19 protein-coding genes and 2 tRNA genes are annotated in these 21,013 nt (G+C 62.5%); 14 read left to right on the top strand and 7 right to left on the bottom strand.

Going from position 1 to position 21,013, the window contains the following annotated elements:
• The first annotated feature begins 24 nt into the window (after positions 1-24).
• From AC3EML_RS22980 to derI, 5 genes are all read left to right on the top strand, one after another.
• Positions 25-1,584, top strand: coding sequence for an FGGY-family carbohydrate kinase (locus AC3EML_RS22980; RefSeq protein ID WP_352520495.1), 1,560 nt, complete (start codon positions 25-27; stop codon positions 1,582-1,584).
• Positions 1,581-3,098, top strand: a complete 1,518-nt coding sequence (locus AC3EML_RS22975) for a glycerol-3-phosphate dehydrogenase (RefSeq protein ID WP_023739038.1) — start codon at positions 1,581-1,583, stop codon at positions 3,096-3,098. Before AC3EML_RS22980 ends, AC3EML_RS22975 begins: the two co-directional genes overlap by 4 nt.
• Complete coding sequence (locus tag AC3EML_RS22970; protein ID WP_352520565.1) at positions 3,098-4,036, top strand: sugar phosphate isomerase/epimerase family protein; 939 nt, start codon at positions 3,098-3,100, stop codon at positions 4,034-4,036. Before AC3EML_RS22975 ends, AC3EML_RS22970 begins: the two co-directional genes overlap by 1 nt.
• Positions 4,037-4,111: 75 nt before the next feature.
• On the top strand, positions 4,112-4,879 hold the full coding sequence (locus tag AC3EML_RS22965) for a triose-phosphate isomerase (RefSeq protein ID WP_352520494.1): 768 nt from the start codon (positions 4,112-4,114) through the stop codon (positions 4,877-4,879).
• Between the two features lie 26 nt (positions 4,880-4,905).
• Positions 4,906-5,343 carry a D-erythrulose-4-phosphate isomerase gene (gene derI / locus AC3EML_RS22960; RefSeq protein ID WP_023672592.1) on the top strand — a complete coding sequence of 146 codons (438 nt, stop codon included), beginning with the start codon at positions 4,906-4,908 and terminating at the stop codon, positions 5,341-5,343.
• A gap of 15 nt (positions 5,344-5,358) precedes the next feature.
• Here the strand turns inward: derI and dhaL are convergent, their stop codons facing one another.
• The 3 genes from dhaL to AC3EML_RS22945 form a co-directional block, all read right to left on the bottom strand.
• The gene (gene dhaL, locus AC3EML_RS22955) at positions 5,359-6,000 is read right to left on the bottom strand and encodes a dihydroxyacetone kinase subunit DhaL (RefSeq protein WP_023744772.1); all 642 of its coding nucleotides are present in this window, start codon (positions 5,998-6,000) and stop codon (positions 5,359-5,361) included.
• Between the two features lie 24 nt (positions 6,001-6,024).
• A complete protein-coding gene (locus AC3EML_RS22950) occupies positions 6,025-7,032 on the bottom strand; it encodes a dihydroxyacetone kinase subunit DhaK (RefSeq protein WP_023667709.1) in 1,008 nt (335 codons plus the stop codon).
• A gap of 207 nt (positions 7,033-7,239) precedes the next feature.
• Positions 7,240-7,314: transfer RNA gene (locus tag AC3EML_RS22945), tRNA-Asn, on the bottom strand.
• Between the two features lie 231 nt (positions 7,315-7,545).
• Here AC3EML_RS22945 and AC3EML_RS22940 point away from each other — a divergent pair.
• The 6 genes from AC3EML_RS22940 to AC3EML_RS22915 all read left to right on the top strand — a co-directional run bounded on the left by AC3EML_RS22940 (position 7,546) and on the right by AC3EML_RS22915 (position 14,837).
• Positions 7,546-7,806, top strand: a complete 261-nt coding sequence (locus AC3EML_RS22940) for a PGPGW domain-containing protein (protein WP_023667708.1) — start codon at positions 7,546-7,548, stop codon at positions 7,804-7,806.
• A 336-nt stretch (positions 7,807-8,142) separates the two neighbouring features.
• Positions 8,143-8,216, top strand: a tRNA-Cys gene (locus AC3EML_RS22935).
• 103 nt (positions 8,217-8,319) lie between these two features.
• On the top strand, positions 8,320-8,994 hold the full coding sequence (locus tag AC3EML_RS22930) for a protein-L-isoaspartate O-methyltransferase family protein (RefSeq protein WP_023667707.1): 675 nt from the start codon (positions 8,320-8,322) through the stop codon (positions 8,992-8,994).
• A 185-nt stretch (positions 8,995-9,179) separates the two neighbouring features.
• Positions 9,180-10,565, top strand: a complete 1,386-nt coding sequence (locus AC3EML_RS22925; RefSeq protein ID WP_023691095.1) for a TolC family outer membrane protein — start codon at positions 9,180-9,182, stop codon at positions 10,563-10,565.
• Positions 10,566-10,894: 329 nt separating this feature from the next.
• The gene (locus AC3EML_RS22920; RefSeq protein ID WP_352520493.1) at positions 10,895-11,785 is read left to right on the top strand and encodes a PopZ family protein; all 891 of its coding nucleotides are present in this window, start codon (positions 10,895-10,897) and stop codon (positions 11,783-11,785) included.
• A 268-nt stretch (positions 11,786-12,053) separates the two neighbouring features.
• Positions 12,054-14,837: a valine--tRNA ligase gene (locus tag AC3EML_RS22915; RefSeq protein WP_023733698.1), complete on the top strand. Its 2,784-nt coding sequence runs from the start codon at positions 12,054-12,056 to the stop codon at positions 14,835-14,837.
• Here the strand turns inward: AC3EML_RS22915 and AC3EML_RS22910 are convergent.
• Positions 14,786-15,046: a hypothetical protein gene (locus AC3EML_RS22910; RefSeq protein WP_156937187.1), complete on the bottom strand. Its 261-nt coding sequence runs from the start codon at positions 15,044-15,046 to the stop codon at positions 14,786-14,788. The genes AC3EML_RS22915 and AC3EML_RS22910 overlap by 52 nt on opposite strands.
• A gap of 148 nt (positions 15,047-15,194) precedes the next feature.
• Here AC3EML_RS22910 and AC3EML_RS22905 point away from each other — a divergent pair, with 148 nt between their 5' ends.
• From AC3EML_RS22905 to AC3EML_RS22895, 3 genes are all read left to right on the top strand, one after another.
• Complete coding sequence (locus tag AC3EML_RS22905) at positions 15,195-16,415, top strand: OmpP1/FadL family transporter (RefSeq protein ID WP_023667703.1); 1,221 nt, start codon at positions 15,195-15,197, stop codon at positions 16,413-16,415.
• Positions 16,416-16,706: 291 nt separating this feature from the next.
• Positions 16,707-18,431: a dihydroxy-acid dehydratase gene (gene ilvD, locus AC3EML_RS22900; protein WP_023733697.1), complete on the top strand. Its 1,725-nt coding sequence runs from the start codon at positions 16,707-16,709 to the stop codon at positions 18,429-18,431.
• Positions 18,418-19,242 carry a tetratricopeptide repeat protein gene (locus AC3EML_RS22895; RefSeq protein WP_023667701.1) on the top strand — a complete coding sequence of 275 codons (825 nt, stop codon included), beginning with the start codon at positions 18,418-18,420 and terminating at the stop codon, positions 19,240-19,242. The genes ilvD and AC3EML_RS22895 overlap by 14 nt, the downstream gene beginning before the upstream one ends.
• Positions 19,243-19,442: 200 nt before the next feature.
• Here AC3EML_RS22895 and AC3EML_RS22890 read toward each other — a convergent pair whose 3' ends face one another.
• The 3 genes from AC3EML_RS22890 to AC3EML_RS22880 all read right to left on the bottom strand — a co-directional run bounded on the left by AC3EML_RS22890 (position 19,443) and on the right by AC3EML_RS22880 (position 21,009).
• Positions 19,443-19,742, bottom strand: a complete 300-nt coding sequence (locus AC3EML_RS22890; RefSeq protein WP_023667699.1) for a hypothetical protein — start codon at positions 19,740-19,742, stop codon at positions 19,443-19,445.
• A gap of 71 nt (positions 19,743-19,813) precedes the next feature.
• Positions 19,814-20,608: an exodeoxyribonuclease III gene (xth, locus tag AC3EML_RS22885; RefSeq protein ID WP_023667698.1), complete on the bottom strand. Its 795-nt coding sequence runs from the start codon at positions 20,606-20,608 to the stop codon at positions 19,814-19,816.
• A gap of 8 nt (positions 20,609-20,616) precedes the next feature.
• Positions 20,617-21,009, bottom strand: coding sequence for a VOC family protein (locus AC3EML_RS22880; protein WP_023681658.1), 393 nt, complete (start codon positions 21,007-21,009; stop codon positions 20,617-20,619).
• Positions 21,010-21,013: the final 4 nt, after the last annotated feature.

Genomic DNA, 21,013 nt, shown 5'->3' with positions numbered 1-21,013 from the left:
TCATAACCATCCGGAACGTGCGGCATGAAAGACCTGCTGATCGGGATCGACGCGGGAACGTCCGTGATCAAATCGGTCGCTTTCGATCTGTCGGGGCGGCAGCTTGCCATGGCGTCGGTGACCAACAGCTTCGTCACGCTGGAAGGCGGCGGCGCCGAGCAGGACCTTAATCAGACCTGGCGCGACATGGTGCTGACCGTTCTCGATCTGGCGACGAAAATTCCAGACCTCGCGCGGCGAACCGCGGCCGTCGCGGTCACCGGGCAGGGCGACGGCACCTGGCTGATCGATGGCGACGGCATGCCGGTCGGGCGCGCCTGGCTCTGGCTCGATGCGCGCGCCGGACATCTGGTGGACGAGATGCGCGGCGATCCCCGGGATCGCACGCGGTTCGCGATCACCGGCACCGGGCTCAACGCCTGCCAGCAGGGCGCTCAGCTCAGCTGGCTGAAGAAAAACAGCCCGGAAATCCTGGAGCGCGCCGCCAATTCCTTTCACTGCAAGGATTGGCTCTATTTCAAGATGACCGGCGAGCGCGCCACCGATCCTTCGGAGGGAACATTCACCTTTGGCGATTTCCGCTCGCGCAGCTATTCCGACGAGGTGCTCGACATTCTCGATCTAACGTCGCACCGCCGGCTGCTGCCGCCAATGCTCGAAGGCACGACCGACCATCATCCGCTTTCTGCGTCGGCAGCAAATGAGACCGGCCTGCTTGAGGGCACGCCGGTGGTGCTGGGCTATGTCGACATGGTCAGCACCGCGCTTGGCGCCGGCCTCTATGATCCAAGCGGCAATGTCGGCTGCACGGTCATCGGCTCGACCGGCATCCACACACGCCTGGCGCGCACTGCCGACGACGTCGTTCTCAACGACGATGCATCAGGCTACACGATCGCCATGCCGGTTCCTGGCGCGTATGCGCAACTGCAATCCAACATGGCGGCGACGCTCAACATCGACTGGCTGCTTGGCCTGGCGCGCGACGTGCTGACCGCCAGCGGCGCCAAGCCTTCGCGCGACGAATTGCTGAAAGCGCTCGATGTCTGGGTCGAAGGATCGGAACCGGGGTCGCTGGTCTATCAGCCCTACATCTCGCTTGCCGGCGAACGCGGACCGTTCGTCGATCCAGACGCGCGCGCCGGCTTCATCGGGCTTTCCGTCAAGCACGGTTTTGGCGATCTGGCGCGCGCAGTTCTCGAAGGATTGGCCTTCGCGGCCCGCGATTGCTACCAGGCAATGGGCAGCATGCCCAGCGAAATCCGCCTGTCTGGCGGCGCCGCGCGCAGCCCGTCGCTGCGCCGTATCATCGCTGCGGCGACCCGCGCGCAAGTCAGGACCAGCAGCCGCCAGGAAGCCGGCGCCGCGGGTGCGGCGATGATGGCCGCGGTCGGGCTTGGCGTCTATCGCTCGATGGATGTTTGCTGCGCCGAGTGGGTGACGCCGCTGCTGGGCGAATGCGACGCCTATGACGAGGCGCTTTCGCAAACCTACGATGCGCTGTTTCCGTCCTTTGTCGCGGCGCGTCAGGCGCTGCATCCGGTGTGGAAATCGATGGCGCACCGCACAGGAGCTAAGTCTTGAGCGATACAACGGATATTGTCGATCTCTTCGTGATCGGCGGTGGCGTCAACGGCGCCGGTATAGCGCGCGATGCCGCGGGTCGCGGGCTGTCGGTCATCCTGTGCGAGAAGGACGATCTGGCGCAAGGCACCAGCTCGCGTTCCGGCAAGCTGGTGCATGGGGGCCTGCGCTATCTCGAGTACTACGAGTTCCGGCTGGTGCGCGAGGCGCTGATCGAGCGCGAGGTGCTGCTTGAGGCGGCGCCGCACATCATCTGGCCGATGCGCTTCGTGCTGCCGCACAGCCCCGAAGACAGGCCGGCATGGCTGGTCCGGCTCGGGCTGTTTCTCTACGACCATCTTGGCGGCCGCAAGCGCCTGCCGGGAACGAGGACGCTGAATTTGAGAACCGCGCCGGAAGGAGCGCCGATCAAGGATGAATTCAAACGAGGCTTCGAATATTCGGACTGCTGGGTCGATGATGCACGGCTGGTGTTGCTCAATGCGCTCGACGCCAGTCAGCGTGGCGCAAAAGTCTTCACGCGCACGGCCTGTATTGCCGCCAGGCGCGAAGGCGGCCTGTGGTCGATCGACATGCAGGATGGCCGCACGGGTGCTGTGACGAGGGCCCGCGCACGCGGGTTGGTCAACGCGGCCGGGCCATGGGTGAATGACATCGTCAGCCGCGTCGCTGGACAGAATTCCACCCGCAACGTTCGCTTGGTGAAAGGAAGCCATATCGTCGTGCCGAAATTCTGGGAGGGACGGCAGGCCTATCTCATCCAGAACAACGACAAGCGGGTGATCTTCGTCAACCCGTATGAGAACGATCTGGCGCTGATCGGCACCACCGACATTCCTTATGAAGGTCGGCCCGAAGAAGTGGCCGCCGAGGCAAGCGAGATCAATTATCTGATCAAGGTGGTCAATCGCTACTTCAAGCGGCAGCTGACCGCGCAAGACGTGGTCTACAGTTTCTCGGGCGTGCGTCCGCTCTATGACGACAATGCCGACAACCCGAGCGCGGTGACGCGCGACTACATCTTCGAACTCGACGCCCCGAACGGTGGCGCGCCGCTGCTTTCTGTGTTCGGCGGCAAGATCACCACCTTCCGCAAACTGTCCGAACATGCGCTCGAAAAAATACAGCCCTTCTTTCCGACCATGAAGAAGGCCTGGACGGCCAAAATTCCCCTGCCGGGAGGCGACCTGCCCAACGCGGATTTCGAGCAGTTCCTGGGTGATCTGCACGCCGAGTTTTCGTGGCTTAGCCCGTCGCTGGTGAAGCACTATGCTCGAAGCTACGGCACGCGCACACGCGCTTTGCTGAAAGGGGTCAAAGACGAAGCGGATCTCGGCCGTCGTTTCGGCCCGGATTTCTACGAGCTCGAAGCTGTCTTCCTGTTCGAGACCGAATGGGCGATGACCGCCGCCGACGTTCTCGAGCGCCGGACCAAACACGGGCTGCATATCAATGCGGCCGAGCGGAAAACATTCGAAGACTGGTGCACAAAGACAATGGCGGCGGTGAACTGATGGCCTTCACGCTTTCGCTGAACACCAACCCGCTGGTCAATCGCTTCGCCGATCCCGACGATCTGATCGACGCCATTGCCTATGGCATCGGCATCCGCGACGTGCAGCTGACGCATGAATTCGTCAATCCGGGCTGGCCGGCGGCAACGATCGCCAAGTTCGTTCGCCTGTTCAACAGCGCCCTGGCGCGGACCGGCGTGCGGATCACTTCGGGTATGACCGGTCCCTATGGCCGGCTCAATCATTTCGGCCATCCGGACGCGGATGTGCGCCGTTATTATGTCGATTGGTTCAAGACCTTCGCCGACATCTCCGCCGAACTCGGCGCGTCGGGCATGGGCACGCAGTTCGCCATATTCACCTACAGGGATTTTGACGATCCGAACCGGCGCGCGGCGCTTCTCGACATCGCGCTCGAATGCTGGCGCGAAGTGGCCGAGCACGCCAAGGCGGCGGGCCTGACCTATTTGTTCTGGGAACCGATGTCGGTGGGGCGGGAGTTCGGCCACACGATCGAAAGCTGCGTCGAATTGCAAGGCGCCGTCGATGCGGCCAAGCTGCCGATCCCGATGCAGATGATGGTCGACATCGACCATGGCGACGTGACCTCGCCCAATCCTGACGACACTGATCCCTATGCCTGGGCGAAAGCGTTCCCGTTGCAATCGCCGATCATCCACATCAAGCAATCGTCGATGAACAAGGGCGGGCACTGGCCGTTCACCGCCGCCTACAACAAGGATGGCCGCATCATCCCGCAGAAGCTGCTCGACGCCGTGCGGGCGGGTGGCGGAACCGACAATGAAATCTGCCTTGAACTTTCCTTCCGGGAGAGGGAACCGGTCGATCATCAGGTTATTGCAATGATCCGTGAGTCGGTGGATTTCTGGGCGCCTTACATCGACAGCGGCCGCGAAAGTCTCAAGCCTCGCGCTTGAGGCAAACCGCCGGCCCGAAGGCGGCGCAGACCCGGAAACACGCATCATTCGAATTTCGGATCGAAGGAGAGAAGAATGGCCCCATATTGGGTCGGCACGAGCTGGAAGATGAACAAGACGCTGGCGGAGGCGCTGCAGTTCGCCGAGGCATTGGCGGCGTTCGTGCCGGGCTTCGATCCGGCGATACAGCCTTTCGTCATTCCCCCCTTAACCGCGGTGCGGCAGGTCAAGGCGGCGCTCGCCAACACCCGCGTCAAGGTCGGCGCCCAGAACATGCATTGGGCCGATGCCGGGGCCTGGACGGGCGAGATTTCGCCGGTGATGCTGAGGGATTGTGGGCTCGACCTGATCGAACTCGGCCATAGCGAGCGCCGTGAGCATTTTGGCGAGACGGACAGGACCGTAGGACTGAAAACGGCGGCGGCGGTCAGGCACGGCTTTGTGCCGCTGATCTGTGTCGGCGAGACGCTGGCCGAGCGCGAGGGCGGCCGCGCCGACGAAATTCTGACCGCGCAGGTCTTGGGCGCGCTGCAGGGTCTCGCAAACAATGAGTTGTCGGCAGAGATACTCTTTGCCTATGAACCGGTGTGGGCGATCGGCGAGAAAGGCATTCCGGCCAGCGCCGACTATGCCGACAAGCAGCAGGCGCTGATCAAGCAGGTCGCAGCAACCCGGTTGCCGACCGCCCCGCTTGTGCTCTACGGCGGCAGCGTCAATCCCGGCAACGCGGCTGAACTGATTGGCCAGCCGCGTATCGATGGGCTGTTCATCGGCCGCTCGGCATGGCAAGCGGAAGGCTATATCGACATTCTCAAAAAGGCGTCGGCCGCCATCGCGCGCTGACCACGAAAACGAAGGAGTTCATTGCCATGAAGATCGCACTCGGAGCCGACAGCGCCGGCAAGCCGCTGCTCGATGTCATCGCCAAGCATCTCGCCACCAAGCCAGAACTGCAGGTCGTCGATCTCAGCCAGGCCGGATTCTACGCCGATATTGCCGCTGCGGTCGGCCACGAAATTGTCGACGGCAATTACGACCGCGCCATCCTGTTTTGCGGCACCGGCATCGGCGTCAGCATCTCGGCCAACAAGGTGCCCGGAATCCGTGCCGCGCTAACCCACGACACCTATTCGGCGGAACGCGCTGCGAAATCCAACAATGCCCAGATCATCACCATGGGTGCGCGCGTCATCGGCCCCGAACTGGCCAAATCGATCGCCGACGCCTGGCTGGCCTCGGAGTTCGATCCGAACGGTCCCTCTGCCGCCAACGTGCAGGCTGTCGACAAGCTCGACGCGAAGCGCTGAGGATCCGCTCCCGACCTAGCCGGTCAAGGCGATCCGCATCGCCTCGATGACGGTTACGGCGGACGCCGCGCCTGGATCCATATGGCCAAGCGAGCGTTCGCCGAGGCGGGAGGCCCGGCCCTTGGTGGCGATCATCGCCTTGGTCGCCTCCGCGCCGGCCTTTGCCGCCTCGGCTGCAGCCGCGAGGCTGCCGGCCAGCCCCTTGCCGGCGGCCAGTGCCTCGCCCGCAGCCGTCGCGGCCGGCGCCCACGCATCGATCATCGTCTTTTCCCCAGGCTCGGCCTTGCCGCGATCCTGAATGCCTCTGGCCATCGCTTGGAACATAGCGACCGCGTCGGCGTCGTCGAGCGTCGCCTTGCCCTTGACGGCGGCCGCGCCGCGCATGAATGCCGTGGCATAGAGCGGGCCCGAGGAGGCGCCGACGGCGTTGAGGAACGACTTCGCCGCCGTGTTCAGCAAGATGGTCGGATCGGTGGTCCCGTCGTCCAATGCGGCCACCGCGTCGCGTGCCGCGGCAAATCCCAACTCCATGGCAATGCCGTGGTCGGCATCGCCGATCACCCCGTCAAGCGCGCACAACCGGTCCCGGTCGGCTGACATGGCGTCGGCGATGGCAACGAACATCGCGGCAAGGCGGGTGGTGTCGATTGTTGTCATCTGTTGTTCCTTGCCGTCCCCAGTTTACCCGGCGCGAAACATGGCGCAGTCGCAAGGGTGGTCGAGCATCGTTTGCAACTCGTCGTCGAGGTGGTGCAGCGTGATCGAAGCGCCGGCCATTTCGAGCGAGGTGCAGTAATTGCCGACCCAGCTTGCGTGAATGGATACACCGATATCGTCAAGCCGCTGCTTCACGCGCCGGTTCATGATGTAGAGTTCCATCAGCGGTGTCGAACCCAGCGAATTGACCAGCACGGCGACCTTCTCGCCGCGTGCCGGCGCCATCTCGGCGAGAATCCTGTCCAACATTTCGTCGGTGATCTCGTCGGCCGTTTTGAGTTTTCCGCGTGCGATGCCGGGTTCGCCATGGATGCCCATGCCGATCTCCATCTCGTCGGGTCCGATTTCGAAATTCGGCCGGCGGGTTTGCGGCAACGAACAGGGCGCCAATGCGACGCCCATGGTAAAGGTGTGGTCGTTGGCTTTCCCGGCAATGCGTTCGCATTCATCGAAAGACAACATGCGGTCGCAGGCGGCGCCTGCCGCCTTGAAGATGAAGAAGTTCCCTGCGACACCGCGCCGCTTGTGCCTGTCACCAACGGGCGCGGAAGCGACGTCGTCGGTGCTCAGCACCGTGCGCACCTCGATGTCGTCCATCGCGGCCATCTCGGCCGCCATGTCGAAATTCATGACGTCGCCGGCATAGTTGCCGTACATGAACAGCACACCGGCGCCGCCGCTCGCCGCCTTGGCGCATTCGAGGATCGGGTCGGGCGGCGGAGAGGCGAAGACATTGCCGATCGCCGCCGCGTCGGCCAGCCCCTTGCCGACGAAGCCGAGAAAACTCGGCTCGTGGCCCGAGCCGCCACCAATGACGAGGCCTACCTTGCCTTGGCGCGGTCCATCGCGGGCGATGATAGAGCGCGGGCTTCCGTCAACGGCTTTGAGATGGCGGGGATGCGCAGCCAGGATGCCTTCCAGCATCTCGTCGACGGCCCGATTGCCGTCATTGATGATCTTCTTGGTTTGCACCAACGTCCTCCCGATTTGGTATTTTCATAGATGATACCGGGCGTTATCAGGCTGCCTTCGGGCCAGGGCAGGGGCGCGATGCCCACCAAACTGCCTCGATCGGCTTCGTAGCTGTTACCAGCCGTTCTGGCAGAAGCTAAGCGGACCGAAGTGCGCGGACAATGGCGCTGTAGTGTACAAGATCGCACCACGGCTTAGAAAAGGCGGTGGCTCCCCGGGCCGGATTCGAACCAGCGACCAACCGGTTAACAGCCGGTTGCTCTACCACTGAGCTACCGGGGAATAGAGGCTCTCATGTGAGTGGCGCAGCCTATAGCAAACCCTTTTCGGCTTTGCAAAGCAGCATTTCGCATTTTTTAGCGCATTTTCACCCAATGGTTTCTGGCAATCGCCGGATGACACCACATATGAGCCGTCTTGGGCGCCGTCGGACCTTGGTCCGCGGAACCTGAAAGGCGATTGCAGCCTTTAGCGCACATGGCTTTATCGAAGGCAACCGGATCGACTTTCGACATGACTGCAGCAGACGAAAACCAGGCACCGGCGCGGAAAATCTCGGTGTTCGGGCGCGAGTTCACCATGCCGCGCTCGCGCGGGCTGAGGATCGCCATCGGTATCATGCTGGTGTTTTTCGGCCTTCTCGGTTTCCTGCCGATTCTCGGCTTCTGGATGATTCCGCTCGGCCTTTTGGTGCTTTCCTACGAATTTGCCGCGGTGCGCCGCCTGCGGCGCCGGTTCGTCGTCTGGTGGGAACGGCGTCGCCGGCCAAATTGAAAGCGATGGCGCGCGGTCCCGGTTCAGTGGACGCTTCGCTTCCACCCCCCCCGCAGACCTTCCCCTCGAATATCTCCTTGAGAACGGCAGCCCCTGGTGTCAGCCGCGCGTTTACGGTGAAAGCCAGTTTGCACCCGCTGCGTAAAGCTGCGGGTTCGAGTTTCGCCGGTCGCGCAGCCATGCTTGAGGAGCGGCCAATATGCCGGTGCGCCAAGCGCTGAAATCGCTCGGGAACCACGTTGCGGCGGCTGATGAGGAAAGCGCGCCGGAATGCCGCGCGGACGCTTGACGACCTTTCGCTGCCACCATATTGAGTTCGCTCGCCGGGAGCGATGAGGCCTCGTGGCGGAGTGGTTACGCAGAGGACTGCAAATCCTTGCACCCCGGTTCGATTCCGGGCGAGGCCTCCAATCGCTTCAACTCCCGCATGCCGGGGGCTTGAGTTCGAATGCGCCGCAGTGTCGGCGCGACAAGCGCATTCAGCGCATTGGCTTTTGACGGATTGGTTGGGACATGAGCGCTGATTTCTCCGAACTTCGCGTCAAGATGGTCGACGGCCAGGTCCGCACCACCGATGTGACCGACGCAGCATTGCTCGATGCCATGCTTGCCGTGCCGCGCGAGGCCTTTGTCGGGGCCGGCCAACAGGCTCTCGCCTATATCGACGAGGATATCCGCATCTCCGACGGCGCCGATGGCAGCGGTGCGCGCTACCTCATGGAGCCGTCGCCACTGGCCAAGCTTTTGCAGTTGGCCGAGATCGACGCCGGCGATTCGGTGCTCGATGTCGGCTGCGGCACCGGTTATTCCGCGGCGCTGCTGTCCAGGCTGGCCAAATCCGTCGTGGCGCTGGAAAGCGATACCACACTGGCGGAAGCAGCCAAAGCGGCGCTTTCGGCGCAGGGCTGCGATAACGTCACCGTGGTCACCGGCCCACTGCCGCAAGGTCATGCCGCCAAGGCGCCCTACAATGTGATTCTCATCGGCGGCAGCGTCGAGAAAGTGCCTGCGGCGCTGCTTGACCAGCTTGCCGAAGGCGGCCGGCTGGTGGCTGTGGAAGGGCAGGGCAATGCGGGCGTAGCCCGGCTCTTTTTCAATGCAGGGGGGGTTGTAACCGGAAGACGGGCATTTAATGCGGCAATTAAGCCACTACCCGGGTTTGAACGCATTCATGCCTTCGAGTTCTAAGTGATTTTGCCTTGCAGCAAAGACTCTGTCATGTTGGCTTGCGATTGAACAATCGTTGCTGATTGGTTAACCGGGGTTTCGGGAGGCTGTCAGCGGGGGAACGATACATCGACGCGGCGCTGGCCGATCCCTAGGGATGGGCTGGCGTGGCGTGGTTCCCGTGCAAAACGAATGAGGGATATAAAGTGCCGTCCTTAGCCAAGAGTTTGTTTGTTACTGTCCTCATTTCCGCGACAGCGCTTTCGCCGATAGCCGCCTCGGCGGAAACCATTCTCGGCGCGCTTTCCAAGGCCTACCAGAACAATTCCTCGCTGAATTCGGCCCGTGCCGGCGTGCGCGTCACCGATGAGGGCGTGGCGATCGCCAAGTCGGGCTATCGCCCGGTGATCACTGGTTCGGCTGATATCGATTACACCTCCAGGCACCTGAACGGCAGGAACGCGAGCCTGGCATTGACCACCGGCAGCTTCGGCGTTCGGATTGATCAGACGCTGTTCGACGGCTTCCAGACCAAGAACAGGGTCGCGTCGGCCGCTGCACAGGTGAGGGCCTCGGTCGAGGGCCTGCGCAACACCGAAGAGAACACGCTGTTCAACGCGGCGAGCGCCTATATGGACGTGATTCGCGACCGCCAGGTGGCGGTGCTGACCGAACAGAATCTGCAGTTCCTGACCGAGCAGGCGCGCGCGGCACGCTCGCGCTTCGAGGTCGGCGAGGGCACGCGCACCGATGTGGCGCAGGCCGACGCGTCGCGTTCGGCCGCGGTGGCGCAATTGAGTGCTGCCCGTGCGCAGGCTCTGGCCAGTGCGGCAACCTATCATCAGATCGTCGGTGACGAGCCGGGCAAGCTCAAGGCCGCGTCGCCGTTGGCGAAGCTGTTGCCGAGGAGTCTCGAGGCGGCGATCGGCATTGCATCGAACGAGCATCCGGCCATCCTGGCCGCCCTACATTCCGTCGATGCAGCCGGATTTGATGTAAAGACGCAGGAGGGTGCGTTGCTGCCGCAGTTGACTGCCAGTGCCGGCCTTTCCCATGTCTATCAAAATACCGTACCTGGCGCGGGGGATTCGGACGGCGATTCCAATGCCGCCACCGTCGGCGCGACGCTGACCGTTCCGATCTATTCGGGCGGCCGTACCTCCGCACTCGTTCGTCAGTCGAAGGAATCGCTCAGCCAGGCTCGCATCGAGGTGGATGTCAGCCGTGACTCGGTGCGCCAGGCCGTGACCTCGGCATGGACGCAATACATCGCAGCGCGTGAAAGCGTCGACGCTAATCGGCAGGTGATCGCGGCCGCACAGTTGGCGCTCAACGGCGTCATCGAGGAGCGCAATGTCGGACAGCGCACCACGCTCGACGTGTTGAATGCCCAGAACGCCGTCATCTCGGCAAAGATCGACCTCGCCAGCTCCGAGCGCGATGTGGTTGTAGCGAGCTACGCCATCCTGTCGGCCATGGGCCGCCTGTCGGCCGATCGCCTGGCGTTGAATGTGGTGAAGTACAAGCCTGAAGAGCACTACAGAGCCGTCAAGGACAAATGGATCGGGCTGCGTACGCCGGACGGTCGTTGATCGCGACTGAGCGGTTCAAATCCCGCCAAGATTGAAAGTATCGTAGCGCCGCGCTTCCCAAGGATGCGCGGCGTTTGTCTTTTGTAGCCTAAATTGTTGAAATCCGGCGTCTTCCGAGATTGGGGATTCTCGGATGGCGATCCGTCGGCTACGCTGTCGCCATGATTCGTATCCGGCTTTGCCGGACAGGAATCCAGGAACGGGTCACTACAGCGCCGCGCGTCCGATGGATGCGCAAAGGAGGCTGTAGAACTTTGATTTTGCGCCTGATCCTCTTCGAAAATCGAGATCGATTTTCGGGATCATGCGCGGGGGCGGCGGATGTGACGATGGCGACGGCAAGCAGCGCACAGCGCGAACCTTCCATGGAAGAAATACTGGCTTCCATCAGGAGGATCATCGAAGACAGCGACACCGGCCGCAAGGGCGACACCGATGAGTTGCGACAGGACCTTGTGCCGGCCGCCGGGCCTGTTTCGGATGTCGAGGCCTTCCGCAGCGAATTGCACAGCTCGACCGAAAGCAAGAAGCCGGTGACGCTGGCCGAGGTGCAGGCCCAACTGGCCGAGCCGGTGGTTGCGCGGCTGGAGCCGCGCTCCGACCCGTCGCCAGTGAAGCCGGCCATTGCGGCAAATGCCACGACCGCCGCGCCACCCGCGCATGCTCCGATGACATTGGCGGAAGTAAGCGCCAGGATAGCCAGTGAGCCAGCTCCCGCCGTCAGGGCAGAAGCTGCAGTGCGGGCAAAGGCGGAAACCACCGACTCGATCGTCACGGATTGGCGCCGCGAAATCGCGGCCGTTGGCAATCAGGCAAAACCGGCTGACACAGTACGGCGGCCCGAGATCAGGCAGCCGGAGATCAGGCAGCCAGAGACTGAAAATCGGCAGGCAGCAATCGCGGAGGTCGAGGCTTTCGAAGACGATCTCGCTGCCGAGCCGGCTTTCGAGCCTCGTCCTTCGCGCAGCGAGCACGCGCGCCCGGCCGATACAACCCCGGCCCGTCCGGCGATCGTTTCGGAACATACGGGACGGCAGGTCGCAGCCGCCTTCGGCGAGCTCTCCGACGCCTTCGCCAGCCGCAGCAAGAAGACCTTCGACGAGATGGCCGAGGAGATGCTGCGGCCGATGCTGCAGGACTGGCTGGACAACAACCTGCCGACGCTGGTCGAGCGCCTGGTACGCGAAGAAATCGAGCGCGTCGCGCGCGGCGCGCAATAGGCATCACCACAGCCCGTTCCGGATTAAAGCGCCGCCTTCGGGCGGCGCTTTCTCGCTGCAGGCCAGCGTCCGGCTGATGTCGCGAATGCGATCAGCTTCCCGTCGGGATCGCTGACGATGAAGGTGCGGGCATGGCCTTCCCGTTGAAATGACCAGGGCCCCGCCTATTTGCGTTGAAGGACTGAGGCAGCCCTCGCGGTTGACTTGGCCAAAACCTTCCGATTTACACCGGGTCAGCAAAACTCCCGACCGCGCGGACCACTTTCCCATGCTTGAAAAGACCTACGACGCCAAGACCGTCGAACCCAAGATCGCCAAAATCTGGGAAGAGGCGGACGCATTTCGCGCCGGCGCAGGTGCGGAAGAGGGGGCCGAGGCCTTTACCATCGTCATCCCGCCGCCCAACGTCACCGGCTCGCTGCATATGGGCCACGCACTCAACAACACGCTGCAGGACATACTCGTGCGCTTCGAGCGCATGCGCGGCAAGAACGTGCTGTGGCAGCCGGGCATGGACCATGCCGGCATCGCCACGCAGATGGTGGTCGAGCGCCAGCTGATGGAGAAACAGATCCATCGCCGCGATCTCACCCGCGAGGAGTTCATCGAGAAGGTCTGGGAGTGGAAGGCCGAGTCCGGCGGCGCCATCTTCAACCAGCTGAAGCGGCTCGGCGCCTCGGCCGACTGGTCGCGTGAACGTTTTACCATGGATGAAGGCCTGTCCAAGGCCGTGCTCGAAGTATTCGTCAGCCTCTACAAGGAAGGGCTGATCTACAAGGACAAGCGCCTTGTGAACTGGGACCCGAAGCTGTTGACGGCGATCTCCGACCTGGAGGTCGAGCCGCAGGAGATCAACGGCAATCTCTGGCACTTCCGCTATCCGATCGAGGGCGAGATTTTCGATCCGGAAAATTCGGCGACCTTCATTACCGTGGCCACGACACGGCCCGAGACGATGCTTGGCGATACGGCGGTCGCCGTGCACCCGGACGACGAGCGCTACCGGCAGCTGGTCGGGAAAAATGTCGTGCTGCCGATCGTCGGCCGGAAAATCCCGGTTGTGGCTGACGAGTATTCCGACCCGGAAAAGGGTTCCGGCGCGGTCAAGATCACGCCGGCGCACGACTTCAACGATTTCGAGGTCGGCAAGCGCCACAAGCTGCCGGCGATCAACATCCTGACCATCGAGGCGGCAATAACGCTCAGGGATAATGAGGATTTTCTCGCCGGGCTCGACGTGACGCCGGAGCGTCAGGCCGTCTGGGACGAGCTCGACGGTCTCGACCGTTTCGTCGCGCGCAAGAAAATCGTCGAGCTGATGGAGACCGGCGGCTTCCTCGACAAGATCGAGCCGCATCGCCACGCCGTGCCGCATGGCGACCGCGGCGGCGTGCCGATCGAGCCGTTTCTGACCGAGCAGTGGTATGCAAACGCCGCGGAACTCGCCAAGCCGGCGATCGCATCGGTGCGTGAAGGCCGTACCAACTTCGTGCCGAAGAACTGGGAGAAGACCTATTTCGACTGGATGGAGAACATCCAGCCTTGGTGTATTTCACGCCAGCTGTGGTGGGGTCATCAGATCCCGGCCTGGTACGGGCCGGACGGCCGCGTCTTCGTCGAGAAGACCGAGGAAGAGGCGCTGGGCGCCGCGATTGAATATTATCTGGCGCTGGAAGGCCCGTGGAAGGCCTGGGTCGAGGACAAGCTCGAGACCTTCAAGCCGGGCGAAATCCTGAGCCGCGACGAGGACGTGCTCGACACCTGGTTCTCGTCCGCACTGTGGCCGTTCTCGACACTGGGCTGGCCGGATCACACGCCGGAGCTGAAGACCTATTACCAGACCGACGTGCTGGTGACCGGTTTCGACATCATCTTCTTCTGGGTCGCCCGGATGATGATGATGGGCCTGCATCTCATGCACGAGGAGCCGTTCCACACCGTCTATGTGCATGCGCTGGTGCGCGACAAGAACGGGCAGAAGATGTCGAAGTCGAAAGGCAACGTCATCGATCCGCTCGACCTCATCGACGAGTTTGGCGCCGATGCACTGCGCTTCACGCTGACGGTGATGGCGGCGCAGGGGCGCGACGTGAAGCTCGATCCGGCGCGCATCGCCGGCTACCGCAATTTCGGTACCAAGCTGTGGAACGCGACACGCTTTGCCGAGATGAACGAGGTCGCGCGCAATGATGATTTCTGGCTGAACGACGCCAGGCTGCCGGTCAACCGCTGGATCCTGACCGAGCTGACCAGGGCGTCGCACGCGATCACCGAGGGCATCACCTCTTACCGCTTCAACGAAGCGGCGGGCGCTGCCTACCGTTTCGTCTGGAACCTCTTCTGCGACTGGTATCTGGAACTCTTGAAGCCGGTGTTCATGGGCTCCGACGAAGCGGCCAAGGCCGAAAGCCGCGCCTGCGTCGCTTTCGTGCTCGACGAGATCTACAAGCTGCTGCACCCGATGATGCCGTTCATGACCGAGGAATTGTGGGCGCAGACGGCAGGCGAGGGCAGGACGCGTGGTACGCTGCTTTGCCACGCCGCCTGGCCATCACCCGATTTCGAGGACGCAGACGCCGCCGCCGACATCAATTGGCTGGTCGATCTGGTCTCCGGCATCCGCTCGGTGCGCTCGGAAATGAACGTGCCGCCGGCGGCGATCGCGCCGCTGGTGGTGGTCGGCGCCAGGGCCGAGACCCACCAGAGGCTGGAACGCCATTCTTCCGCCATCCAGCGGCTGGCGCGGGCCGGCGACATCTCGCTGCAGGACGCCGCACCCAAGGGCTCGGCCCAGATCGTGCTCAACGAGGCGACGATCTGCCTGCCGCTCGGCAGCCTGATCGATCTCTCCGCCGAGGCGGCGCGGCTGCAGAAGGAACTGGCCAAGGTGACCGAGGAGATCGCGCGGTTGCACAAGAAGCTGTCCAACGAGAGATTCGTCGCCAGCGCGCCGGAAGAGATCGTCGCAGCCGAGCGCGAAAAACTCGCGGAATACCGTGATCAGCAGGAGAAGCTTTCGGTGGCGCTGACCAGGGTGCGCGACGCCGGTTGAGCGCCGGATTCGCGAGACGCTTGCAGCGCTTCGCGAAGGTTCTTTTGCTCGAAAAATAGGCGTTCCGTTGCGTTAATATTGACGTAAACGGAAAGTTTCGACCCCATTGTTGCCATAATGTAACAATGGGGCCGAATGCCGGCAAAATAGCCGGTTTTGGTGCCGTTTTGAGCGGTTTTTTCTGATTTGTTCCCCAGTCTGCCGCCCAAATGGTCATTTTCGAACCTGCCGGCCAAGCCGCCACTGTGTTCGAAATGCGGTCCGCAAGAGTGTACATGTACGCTATGTGAATTCATTGTTGCACCGTTAACCCGAATTGGTTCTAGCTTGATGCACTGTATTTCGGGGAGGACATCCATGAACAATTTGCGTTTGAAAACACTGCTGGGGGCGGGGTGTTTTTCGCTGGCTTTGATTGGTTCCGCGATGCATCCGGCGCGTGCCGGCGGTCTGGAGCGTGGTGGCTACGACATCGACCTGCTTTTCGACCCAGCGCCGTTTGCGACGGAAGCTGAAGCGACCTATGTCATGCCGGATCGCAAGTTCAAGAATGCGGCCGGTCCGAACGGCGCCAACCTAGGTCTTGGCACGACGGCCGACGGAGCCGAGGGTTACTGGATACCGCACATAGGAATGAAGGTTCAGGTTGTGCAGGGCGTCGACTGCATGGTCGACTATTCGCAGCCTTGGGGTGCGCATACAGCACCTGGTATATGGAACGGTGCGCTTTCCAACACGGAAACCGATATCAAAAGCAACAACTACGCCGGTACATGCTCATATAAATTTGATGCTGGTAAGGGCCAGCTTCGTTTTATCGGCGGGTTGTTTTACCAGGACATAGGGGGCTTCAAAGAAAGCTTGGTAAGCGTTTTCCCGGTATTGACAGGTCGTGTCGATCTGGAGGCTAACGGCTGGGGCTGGCGCGCCGGCGTTGCCTACGAAATCCCCGACATCGCGTTGCGCGCGAGCCTCGTCTACAATTCGAAAGTCAAGCTCGACAATCTCTCAGGTGAACTCGATCTCACCAGTGTCGGCCAAGGCGTTATCCCGATCTACGGCTCAACGCAGTACATGCCTGATACCGTGGAGTTGAAATTGCAGTCGGGTATCGCTCCAGGATGGCTAGCCTTCGGTTCGATCAAGTGGGTGAACTGGAGTGTGCTGCAGAGCGTTCCGATCTGCCCGACGATTGCTCCATCGTCACTTTGCTACACCAATGGTCCGGGAGAGGTCACCTCGCTTGACCTGATGTATCGCGACGGCTGGACCGTTTCAGGTGGCGTCGGCCACAAGTTCAACGATCAGTGGAGCGGTGCGGCCCAGATTTCCTGGGATCGCGGCACCTCGCATGGCTATGGTTCGCAGTCCGATACCTGGACGCTGGGTGGCGGCGTCGCTTATACGCCACAGCCCAACATCGAGGTTCGGTTGGGCGGTGCAATCGGCGTGCTGACCAGCGGTCACTCCGGCATAATGATTGGCGAGAACGGCAAAGTCGTTGGTGCAGACGCAACCTACGACTTTGGCAACGATCTGATCACGGCCATTTCGGGCGGTGTTAAAATTAGGTTCTAAGCTTCTGAAAATACAGGTAAAAGGCCGGGCGTTGCCCGGCCTTTTACGTTTTTCGGACAGAGTTGGCCCTGCGCTGGCGGGCGCGCCAGCGTTGCAGATCGCCGCACTGGCGTCGCCTCTCGCGATTGTGACGTTTTGGCAACAGTTTCTGAACAACCCCCGCGCTACAACTCCGCCAGACCAAATTGCCCATTTCCCGCCATAAACCCGGCGCACCTCGAATTTGTCTCGGGACACGCGCCAGAAGGCTCGGCGATGGGGCAGGCCGCACCGCCCGCGGCAAGGAAGAGTATGGACGCCAGAGTCATTTCCAAGGCCAAGCTGCCGAGCCGCCATGTGACCGTCGGTCCGGCGCGTGCGCCGCACCGTTCGTATCTCTATGCCATGGGCCTGTCTGCCGCCGAGATCGCACAGCCGCTGGTCGGCGTCGCCTCCTGCTGGAACGAAGCGGCGCCTTGCAACATCTCGCTGATGCGCCAGGCGCAAGTGGTCAAGAAGGGCGTCGCCGCAGCCAACGGCACGCCGCGCGAATTCTGCACAATCACTGTCACCGACGGCATCGCGATGGGTCACCAGGGCATGAAGTCGTCGCTGGTGTCGCGCGATGTCATCGCCGATTCGGTCGAACTCACCATGCGCGGCCATTGCTACGATGCATTGGTCGGCCTTGCCGGCTGTGACAAGTCGCTGCCCGGCATGATGATGGCCATGGTGCGGCTCAACGTGCCGTCGATCTTCATCTATGGCGGCTCGATCCTGCCCGGCAGCTATCGCGGCCGCCAGATCACCGTGCAGGATGTGTTCGAGGCTGTCGGCCAGCATTCGGTCGGCACGATCAGCGACGCCGAGCTGCTCGAGATCGAACAGGTCGCCTGTCCTTCGGCCGGCTCCTGCGGTGCCCAGTTCACCGCCAACACCATGGCCACCGTCGCCGAGGCGATTGGCTTGGCGCTGCCCTATTCCTGCGGCGCGCCGGCGCCCTACGAGATGCGCGACCGCTTCAATTTCGCCTCTGGCGAAAAGATCATGGAGCTTGTCGCGAAGAACATCCGGCCGCGCGACATCGTCACGCTGAAGGCGCTGGAGAACGCGGCGACCGTGGTTTCGGCCACCGGCGGCTCGACCAATGCGGCTTTGCACCTGCCGGCGATCGCGCATGAGGCAGGCATCAAGTTCGACCTGTTCGACGTTGCCGCGATTTTCGAGAAGACGCCCTACATCGCCGACCTCAAGCCGGGCGGCAAATATGTCGCCAAGGACATGTTCGAGGCCGGCGGCATTCCGCTGTTGATGAAGACGCTGCTCGACCACGGCTATCTCCATGGCGACTGCATGACCGTGACTGGCCGTACTTTGGCCGAAAACATGGAGCATGTTGCCTGGAATGATAGCCAGGATGTGGTCCGTCCCGCCAACCGACCAATCACCCAAACCGGCGGTGTCGTGGGCTTGAAGGGCAACCTTGCCCCCGAAGGCGCGATCGTGAAGGTCGCAGGCATGACGGAGCTGAAATTCTCAGGCCCGGCACGTTGTTTCGATTCGGAAGAGGAATGTTTCGAGGCGGTCACGCACCGCAACTACCGGGAAGGCGAGGTTCTCGTCATCCGCTATGAAGGTCCGCGTGGCGGCCCGGGCATGCGCGAGATGCTGTCGACGACGGCGGCTCTCTACGGCCAGGGCATGGGCGGCAAGGTAGCCCTCATCACCGACGGCCGCTTTTCGGGCGCAACGCGCGGTTTCTGCATCGGCCATGTCGGGCCAGAAGCTGCCGTTGGCGGCCCGATCGGACTGTTGAAGGATGGCGACGTGATCTCGATCGACGCAACCAAAGGCACGATCGAGGTCGACCTGTCCGAGGCTGAACTGGCAACGAGGGCGAAGGCCTGGAAGGCGCGCACGACCGACTATCAGTCGGGCGCGATCTGGAAATACGCACAGACGGTAGGGCCTGCCCGCCACGGCGCGGTCACCCATCCGGGCGGTGCCAAAGAAACACATTGCTATGCGGATATCTGAGTTGTTGAGGTCGTCTGTCCTTCCGGCACTGGTCGCTGTTGCGATCTTTGGCGCCGTGGGCCAGGCCATGGCCTTCGACGACAAGGTGTTCGACGACAAGACCGGCGTGAAGCCGCAATCGAGCCCATGGGCCGTGTTCCAGTTCGGCTTCTCCGCCTACAAGAGCGGCCATAAGGAACAGGCGGTCGAGGCCTATAAATACGCCGCCGAGAACGGCCAGATCGGCGCCACCTGGAAGCTCGCGCGCATGTACGCCGAAGGCGACGGCGTGACGCGCGACGACTATGCGGCCTTCAAATTCTTCTCCGAGATCGTCGATCAGGATGTCGAGCCGGGATCGCCGGAGGAAAGCTATGTCTCCGACGCGCTGGTGGCGCTGGGCGACTATCTCCGGACAGGCATCCCCGGCAGCCCGGTCGAGGAAAACGAGGTCGCGGCGCAGGAATATTACATGCGCGCGGCCGCCAATTACCGCAACCCGAACGCTCAGTTCGAGATGGGCCAGATGTTTTTGAAGGGCGAGGGCGGCGTCAAGGCCAGCGTCAAGCAGGCCGGCCGCTGGTTCCAGCTCGCCGCCGAAAAAGGCCATGCCGGCGCCCAGGCGACGCTCGGCAATCTTCTGTTCCAGAGCGGCAAGATCGTGCGCGGGCTGGCCATGATGACCGCCGCGCTCGAACGCGCCTCGCCGAGCGACCAGCCGTGGATCCGCGGCATGCAGGAAGAGGCATTTGCCGCCGCCGGCGAAGCCGACCGCCGCACTGCGATTTCGCTTGCCGACGATATTCTCACCAAGGGCGGCGGCGACCAGTGAAATTGCCAATCTCCCCCCTTGAGGGGGAGATGCCCGGCAGGGCAGAGGGGGGCGCTGTCCCGCTGGCATTTCAGTTGACTAAAGTTTGCCCGGGTTGGACTGAGAGGGTGAGCTTGTTTGACCGAAAGGTCGCGTTTCTTCGCGCCCCCCTCTGGCTTGCCGGCCATCTCCCCCTCAAGGGGGAAATTAGCTCACATCCATCAGTTCTCGGTGAGTTCCGCCGGCGCCGCTCTGTGTACCGGCATCGAGATCGGCGTGACGTGCAGATGCGGCTTCATCGTGCTGTCGGGGCAGCTGTCGCCGATCTTGGTCCATGAGGTGTTGTTGAGCACCAGGTCGCAGCGGGCCATATGGCTCTTGTCTGAAACCGTCAGGCAGGTGACCTGGCCGACCTGGTAGGACTTGCCATTGGCCAGGCACTGCTGGTCGGCAAGTGCCGCTGCAGGAGAGGCCATGGCAAATGCCAGGCCGATCGGGCAAAGGAGGAATCGTAGTGCCATGGAACCCCAGCCGCCATGCTGACCTCTGACTGAATGGCGCGATTGTGGCGACATCAGGGTTTCGGCTGATATCAGGCCGGCAGCAGCGCCAGATCGATCGCCACCGGCACATGGTCGGAAGGCTTTTCCCAGGCGCGCACGTGCTTTTCAATCGAGGCCGAGGAAAAGCGGTTGGCGGCTTCGGGCGACAACAGCAGATGGTCGATGCGGATGCCGTTGTTCTTCTGCCAGGCACCGGCCTGGTAATCCCAGAAGGTGTAGACGTCGGCCGCATCGGTGACGGCGCGCACCGCCTCGGTAAAGCCGAGATTCTTCAGTCGCCGGAAGGCCTGCCGCGTCTGCGGCTGGAACAGCGCATCGCCAAGCCAGTTCTCGGGGAAGCGCGCATCGACCGGCTCGGGGATGACATTGTAGTCGCCGGCCAGCACCAGCGCCTCCTCCAGAAGCAGCCGCTGCTCGGCCCAGCGATGCAGCCGCTCCATCCAGGCCAGCTTGTAAGGAAATTTCTTCTCGTCATCGATGGGATTGCCGTTGGGCAGATAGAGCGAGGCGACGCGCAGCGCGCCCTGGTCGGTCGAGAACACGCCCTCGATGAAGCGCGCCTGCTCGTCGGCGTCATCACCGGGCAGGCCTCTGATAACCTCGTCGAACGGAAGTTTCGACAGTAGGGCGACGCCGTTAAAGCCCTTCTGGCCATGGGTTTCCACGTTGTAGCCAAGCGCCTCGATCTCGGCGCGCGGGAACTGCTCGTCGACCGACTTGATCTCCTGCAGGCAGACGATGTCGGGCTGGCTTTCGCTCAGCCAGTGGGTGAGGTTGCCTATGCGGGCGCGAATGCCGTTTATGTTCCAGGTAACGATTTTCATGGGCGGCCTCAGGGATGTTCGGGCGAAAGACGTTCGACAAGCCCGATCGTATTGCCTGCCGGGTCCTTTAGAAAGGCCATCCACTCGCTTTCCCCTGCCGTTCCGAACGTGCCTTCGGTGTCGTTGTGGACGAGCGCCGGCGGTGCGGTGAAGGGAACGCCGGACGCTTTCGCCTCGGCGTGGAAGGCTTCGAGCCCGGCTATATCGAGATAGACGGTGCCGGCCGGAACGCCATCGGTGAACAGCAACCTGATATCACCGGCCATGATGAAGGCGATGCCCGGCGGATCGTAGCGGGCATGAACGCTGAGGCCGAGCACATCGTGCCAGAAGGCCAGCGTGACGTCGAGGTCGCGCCCGGCCGACAGTGCGACCTGACGGACCGCGCCGACGCCGGACATCTGC

This window comes from Mesorhizobium sp. P170090 (assembly GCF_057786115.1).
The sequence above is the reverse complement of the archived record's forward strand: the minus strand, read 5'-3'. Positions and strand labels throughout refer to the sequence as shown.

Bases quoted from the DNA above. Each gene is read 5' to 3' on its own strand.
- AC3EML_RS22980 (WP_352520495.1), top strand. From the start codon at position 25: ATGAAAGACCTGCTGATCGGGATCGACGCGGGAACGTCCGTGATCAAA.
- AC3EML_RS22970 (WP_352520565.1), top strand. From the start codon at position 3,098: ATGGCCTTCACGCTTTCGCTGAACACCAACCCGCTGGTCAATCGCTTC.
- AC3EML_RS22965 (WP_352520494.1), top strand. From the start codon at position 4,112: ATGGCCCCATATTGGGTCGGCACGAGCTGGAAGATGAACAAGACGCTG.
- derI (WP_023672592.1), top strand. From the start codon at position 4,906: ATGAAGATCGCACTCGGAGCCGACAGCGCCGGCAAGCCGCTGCTCGAT.
- dhaL (WP_023744772.1), bottom strand. From the start codon at position 6,000: ATGACAACAATCGACACCACCCGCCTTGCCGCGATGTTCGTTGCCATC.
- AC3EML_RS22940 (WP_023667708.1), top strand. From the start codon at position 7,546: ATGACTGCAGCAGACGAAAACCAGGCACCGGCGCGGAAAATCTCGGTG.
- AC3EML_RS22930 (WP_023667707.1), top strand. From the start codon at position 8,320: ATGAGCGCTGATTTCTCCGAACTTCGCGTCAAGATGGTCGACGGCCAG.
- AC3EML_RS22920 (WP_352520493.1), top strand. From the start codon at position 10,895: ATGGCGACGGCAAGCAGCGCACAGCGCGAACCTTCCATGGAAGAAATA.
- AC3EML_RS22915 (WP_023733698.1), top strand. From the start codon at position 12,054: ATGCTTGAAAAGACCTACGACGCCAAGACCGTCGAACCCAAGATCGCC.
- AC3EML_RS22905 (WP_023667703.1), top strand. From the start codon at position 15,195: ATGAACAATTTGCGTTTGAAAACACTGCTGGGGGCGGGGTGTTTTTCG.
- ilvD (WP_023733697.1), top strand. From the start codon at position 16,707: ATGGACGCCAGAGTCATTTCCAAGGCCAAGCTGCCGAGCCGCCATGTG.
- AC3EML_RS22895 (WP_023667701.1), top strand. From the start codon at position 18,418: ATGCGGATATCTGAGTTGTTGAGGTCGTCTGTCCTTCCGGCACTGGTC.
- AC3EML_RS22890 (WP_023667699.1), bottom strand. From the start codon at position 19,742: ATGGCACTACGATTCCTCCTTTGCCCGATCGGCCTGGCATTTGCCATG.
- xth (WP_023667698.1), bottom strand. From the start codon at position 20,608: ATGAAAATCGTTACCTGGAACATAAACGGCATTCGCGCCCGCATAGGC.
- AC3EML_RS22880 (WP_023681658.1), bottom strand. From the start codon at position 21,009: ATGTCCGGCGTCGGCGCGGTCCGTCAGGTCGCACTGTCGGCCGGGCGC.